The sequence below is a fragment of the Coprococcus sp. ART55/1 genome, assembly GCF_000210595.1.
GTDB lineage: Bacteria > Bacillota > Clostridia > Lachnospirales > Lachnospiraceae > Coprococcus > Coprococcus aceti.
Genome location: NC_021018.1, coordinates 44,447 through 50,282 on the forward strand (window position 1 = coordinate 44,447; position 5,836 = coordinate 50,282).

The following is a 5,836-nucleotide window of genomic DNA, read 5'->3' on the forward strand; positions in this document are numbered from 1 at the left end:
TAATAAGCTTGGTTCTACTGTTGCCAAGAGAAATGAGAAACTTGTAAAGCTCCTCGATGGAGTGGGAGATATGAATCTTGGCGATGTGAAAGATCATTCTATAGATGCATTTGGCGATGCGTATGAGTATCTCATGACTATGTATGCGTCGAATGCAGGTAAATCTGGCGGTGAGTTCTTCACGCCTGCGGATGTGTCTGAACTTCTTACAAGGCTTGGAACAGTAGGCAAGACCGAAATAAATAAGGTATATGATCCTGCTTGCGGATCTGGTTCATTGCTGCTTAAGGCGGAAAAAGTTCTTGGCAGGGATGCAATCAGAAATGGATTCTACGGACAGGAAATAAATATAACTACATATAACCTGTGCCGTATAAATATGTTCCTTCATGATGTTGGATTTGATAAGTTTGATATAGCCTGCGAGGATACACTTACCAGTCCGCAACATTGGGATGATGAGCCATTTGAACTTATAGTGTCTAATCCACCGTATACCTATACCTATAGCCAGCTTTCCCTCACTGGTCTCATACCATGGAGTTTCAGCATATAGGTTGCACAGAGTCTGTCCAGATGCCTCGAATTTTTCATTACATTCTTTATACAGATCGTATGCCTCATCCAGAATCTTCTTCAGAGTTCCAAGCCGATCATATTCATCTACCAGTTGAGCACGATATCTGTCCAGGGATGATATATCCAGAGATTCCGCCATCTTACTTATGTATATTATGTCTCTCTGACGTCTGATATCATCAATATACTGTCCAAGTGTATCATATATCTTTGACAATCTGTATGGTTCATCTTCAAGCTTGCCCAAGTCTACATATAAAAGCACGCCTCTATTCCCCATTATTTTCATCCCCCCTGTACTTGTCAAGTATCTTTACGATACTAACATCACACATCCTTCATCTACATGAGTATCAGTTTATCGCCATTTTCAACATGATAACTTTTCAAGGTTCTATCTGGATCCATAACCATGCCTTCTCTCGGTAACACTAATACCCAGTGCTCACGATTCACATAGCCTGTTCGCAGATACTGCGATACAACATCCAAAGTATCCGTTATCACATCACAAACCTGTGCATTCTCATTATATTGAACATCAAATTCTTGATTTATTTCTGGCATAATCAACCTGGACTTAATCATGCTTTATCTGCCTCCTGTATAACGGTATAATTATCTGCGATACATTCCGATCATCATTATCCTGTGGGATCATACCTATACCTGGTTTGTATACCTTATTTGCCTCTGTAAATGATAGATTAGTAAAATTAAAAAATGAAGTTTCAGCACAATTGCCACCCAGTTGTATTCCCATATGATATCCAGTCATAACATCATATACTTTTCGTCCACGACATTCTGACTGACTTGCTGTATCAATCAACCCTATAATGAATATGTTGTGCAGAGCGCCTTTCTCTACAACATTCTCTATAAATGGGACAATTCTTGTAATGCCTTCACTCGGCGAATACAATGTATTTAAAAACGCTTCCATATCTGCAATAAAAATGTATGTTTCCTTAAACCGGGTCATCTGGCTATATATTTCATTCTCATCATAGCCTTGTTCCTTTACCTGATTTTTAAACTTATTTCTCTCCACAAATTCTGGAACCAGCATTGTAAAGTAATCTGCCTGTGCTGCTTCGCTATCTATATACGTTGCTCCCAACAATTCCGAATCAGGCTTGAACTCATTGGAACCATGTTCTATAACAACTATATCTGCATTTCTCATCAGTGCTGCATTCATCAATAACCGCATAACATTTTTCTTACCAGTTCTTGCTCTGCCCGTAATTGTATAGCAGAATGTTCTCCTAAGGTCTATTCCATATCCCTCCGCACTTACACTGTCATATCCTATCGGCAGCATATATCCATTACACATCTGTGCAACATCATTACGCCTCTTGAATATCTCCCACGTAGGTTTTTCTGGAATTTCAGGAACACCTTCCGCTACCTCAGTAGCTCCTTCAGCCATAGATGCACACATATTGCGAAGTAACTCTATACGTTCCATATCATCGCACCTATCCGTAGCTATCGCTGTCTGGAATTCCATTACTTCTCCATCGACCTTTATGAGTCCTCTTCCCTTTAGATTTTCCGGTTCAAGCTCCACTCTTCCTGTTCTCAGAACCGATGAGTACATATACTTTTCATTCAGGCTCAATGCCACTGTTTCAGATATATTGTCTTCTATCCTTCCAGGTATTCCCGTATTACCAAATCCATTTGCAGTTACAATCGTATATATTCCATATGCAGTACCATCATGAACAATCTTCTGCATATTATCATCATATATTTCTGCTGTTTTTTCACGAAATCCAGCATAGTTATCTATTATGAACACTACTGCAGGCATATCGTTTTTGTTAACTTTTTTATAGGAGTTGAAGCTTATTCCACCAAGAATATTTTTTCTTGTAGATATAATCCTGTTTATTAAGAATATCAGTTTCCTAATTCTGTCATCATCATCCTCGCTAACAAAACCGCCAACCTGTGGAGCCTGTTCAAAACACCGCAAAGATTTATTGCTAAAGTCTGCTATGTATATATTTACTTCTGAAGCTTTATATCTGGTTATCAATGATGCAATAAGTGTCTGAACAAAGGTACTTTTACCACTTACATTCGTTCCACATACTGCAATATTTCCAGCATCCGCAATATCGATCCTATATGGTTTCTGACTTTGCCTTGATGGATCATCGTACATTCCTATAGTTGCCACCAATGAATATGCATCATCTGATTTATTTATCGGATATTCATCATCTATATCGTCTATAAATATAGGATTAGCTATTGGTGGTATCCACAAACTATAATCTCTGTTATATCCATTTTCTCTTGCTACCTTGGCCAAATACTCTTTAACCGCATCCAACTGCGTTACGCTGTTTGCCGGATTTGACACTTTGGCAATTTTCTTCTTTCTTATAATCTCCGAACCAGAAGCTGAAAGTATCGCAGTTCGTGTATCTTCACCAGAAACCGCATCTCCCCGATACTCAGCTCCACTCCAGCCAGACTGGAATAGCTCATACACTTCATCATTTCCAACCTGCAGATATCCCCTTCCTGCCTGAGTTATAAAAGCAGCATCCTCCTTGTGCAGCATCTCTTTACTGTCCTGCTTATCCTGCACTCTAAAAGCTTTGACTGAGCCTTGTTCTTAGCTATGAACGAGTACGCTGTAACACCACCTGCAACTATGACTGCTATGATGATAAATGCTATAACCAGTGGTGTTGTGTCAACACTGCTTGCACCGCCCTTGCTGCCAGTCTCACCAAGCTCGAAGCCCATAGGGTCAAAGGCAGCTCCGATAGGAACCATGAGATATACAGGATTATAAATCTTAAGATCAATCTTTGGGTCAAATTTGATGTTATACAATGTATCCATTACTCTGGTTGATACATTGAGCTGAACCTTGAACAAGCCGTCGATTCCCTTGATAAGGGCTCCATCACCTGTGAGGAATACATCATCAATAGGCTTATCAGGATTCTTTGATGTGAAGAAGTCCATAACTCGACCGATGTTGTTGATGAGATATCTGAACGCTCCTGTTATTGCGTTGTCGTCGAAATCTACCGTGAGAAGTCTTTCATTCTGAAGTAATGTCATGGCTGTTGTTGCATCCACGCCCTTCGCATCCATAACTTCATTCACAACAACATTTGTTCCGTATGGAACTGTTCTCTGAAGGAGAAGTGTATCTCCTTTTACGATGTTGAGCACTGTTGATTCACTGCCCAACTGGATTACCATAGTTGTCATTGCCTCTGTTGTCTGAGTCTTGATCAACTGAAGCATTGCATTACCAATATAATCAAGTGCTACTACTTTCAGTCCAGCCATAGCTGCGAGATCATAGTATGATCTTACCATGTTCTCTGGTGCAGCGACTGCAAGAACTCTGAGCTGCTTGTTATTCTCTTCATCAGTAACTGTCTCAAGAACTGTATGAGACACTACGTAATCCTCTATATTAACAGGGAAATACTCTGATGAGTTCGCATTAATAATTCCTTTAATTTTGTTCTCCTTAACGAAAGGTACAAGAACCTCTCTGTTAACGATCTTTGTAGAGGTAAGAACGAATATCGCGTTCTTGTTTGTTATTCCATTTGCTGAGAGCTGAGACTTGATTGCCTCTGCTATTCTCTCTTTGTCTCTGATCACGCCATCCTCATAGGCATCTTCCGGTGTCTCGAAGATGATAGCGTTGTGTATCGTTGACTGCTTCTTGTTTGAAGGTGTAACTTCAACGATAGTAATACTTTCATTTGTAATGTCGATTGTTAAGACTTTATTATTACTCGCCATTTTTATAGCCTCCCTCGCTAATCAGTAGTTTTGTATGGAAAATTCCACATTGCTTTGAGTACCAGCTTACCGCTGTTCACCCCATTCATATAATTGTTCCGGATAAGTGCTTTCCGGATAAAGGTCAACATTCTGTCACCCTTTTAATAGCTCATCTCATCCACATAATGACCCTTTTATATAGAAGAAACTCACTGAAAAATAAGTACCAGCTCTACCTAGGTAAGCCAGTTGCCGCCATAAGTCATGCTATGTGACATGTCACATATACAAAAAACCGCTGACTGCAAAGAAAGAGTGAGTATAAAGGATCAGACTATATAACACTCTATATAACATTCTTTCCTCCATATTCAGCTCTGTGTAAAGATATAGCAACCGGGGAAAATCCCCAGCTACTATAAATATAAATAGTAGATAATGTGTCAGCACCTGACGATGATCACACTCACTGCCTGTACGAGGTTGCAACAGGTATAATCACCGTCTGTGCTACACTTATGTAACATCAATCATGTTCTCATGAACAATCCGTAAGTTTACACAAGTCTGTCAGAATCTTACTTGTATTCTGCACATACATCTGGATAAAGCTCTGAACCATTAACTGTTACAGTGAAAGTAGACTTATCTGAGCTAAGTGTAAACATAAATGACTGATCCTTATCATACTTTGGCTTGTATGCAGCTGAACCAAGCTGTGATACAACCTCGCTTGTAAATGCAGCGCCAGTTCCATTTACTGCAACAGGCTTTGTTGTTGATAATGTATAATCACCAGCTTCTGCTGCATCGTAAGCTGCCTCTACTGAAAGTGCGTTTGTAACTGCTGTTGCGATTGTCTGTGCATTTGATACATCTGTTGATCTTCTTGACTTAGCGATGTACTTGATAAGTGCCGGTGCAAGAGCTCCAGCAAGGATTGCCATGATAGCAATAACGATAATTAACTCTACTAATGAGAAACCTTTGTTGTTTTTCTTCATAATATTACTCTCCTTTTTAGTTGTTTATTGTGTGTTGTTATGTGCTTTGCACTATATCAAACCGGCATCCTCGTTCTACCGGGTTTAACCTTTTTAGTTATCATGCAGGTCATACATGATATATCAAATAGCTACCAGACGTATGTTACTTGTAAGCATCACACACATCCGGATACAGCTCTGAGCTGTCCACCTTTACGGTGAATGTAGCCTTATCACTATTGACTGTGATAGTGAACTGCTTGTCCTTGTCATACTTTGGCTTGAATGTACTTGTCCCAAGCTGACTTGTGACTTCTGATGTGAACGCATTCGATGTGCCAAGCTGTGTGCCATCGGTATTCACCGGGTAATCACCAGGTGTGGCATCATCATATGCCTTCTCTACCGATAAGGCATTGGCGACTGCCGTCGCTATAGTCTGGGCGTTCGACACATCGGTCGATCTTCTTGACTTTGCTATGTACTTT

At 40.0% G+C, this 5,836-nt stretch carries 5 protein-coding genes and 1 pseudogene; 1 reads left to right on the top strand and 5 read right to left on the bottom strand.

What is annotated here, in order from left to right:
- A pseudogene (locus CCU_RS00175) lies at positions 1–499 on the top strand (type I restriction-modification system subunit M); the annotation flags it as partial.
- Positions 500–921: 422 nt separating this feature from the next.
- Here CCU_RS00175 and CCU_RS00180 read toward each other — a convergent pair.
- The 5 genes from CCU_RS00180 to CCU_RS00200 all read right to left on the bottom strand — a co-directional run.
- A complete protein-coding gene (locus CCU_RS00180) occupies positions 922–1,167 on the bottom strand; it encodes an EsaB/YukD family protein (RefSeq protein ID WP_015533115.1) in 246 nt (81 codons plus the stop codon).
- Positions 1,160–3,166, bottom strand: coding sequence for an FtsK/SpoIIIE domain-containing protein (locus tag CCU_RS00185; RefSeq protein WP_015533116.1), 2,007 nt, complete (start codon positions 3,164–3,166; stop codon positions 1,160–1,162). The genes CCU_RS00180 and CCU_RS00185 overlap by 8 nt, the downstream gene beginning before the upstream one ends.
- A complete protein-coding gene (gene pilM, locus CCU_RS00190; RefSeq protein WP_015533117.1) occupies positions 3,136–4,380 on the bottom strand; it encodes a type IV pilus assembly protein PilM in 1,245 nt (414 codons plus the stop codon). The genes CCU_RS00185 and pilM overlap by 31 nt, the downstream gene beginning before the upstream one ends.
- A 560-nt stretch (positions 4,381–4,940) precedes the next feature.
- Positions 4,941–5,366: a type II secretion system protein gene (locus tag CCU_RS00195; RefSeq protein ID WP_015533118.1), complete on the bottom strand. Its 426-nt coding sequence runs from the start codon at positions 5,364–5,366 to the stop codon at positions 4,941–4,943.
- Positions 5,367–5,511: 145 nt separating this feature from the next.
- A partial coding sequence (locus tag CCU_RS00200; protein ID WP_330369768.1) for a hypothetical protein occupies positions 5,512–5,836 on the bottom strand: 325 nt, incomplete at its 5' end.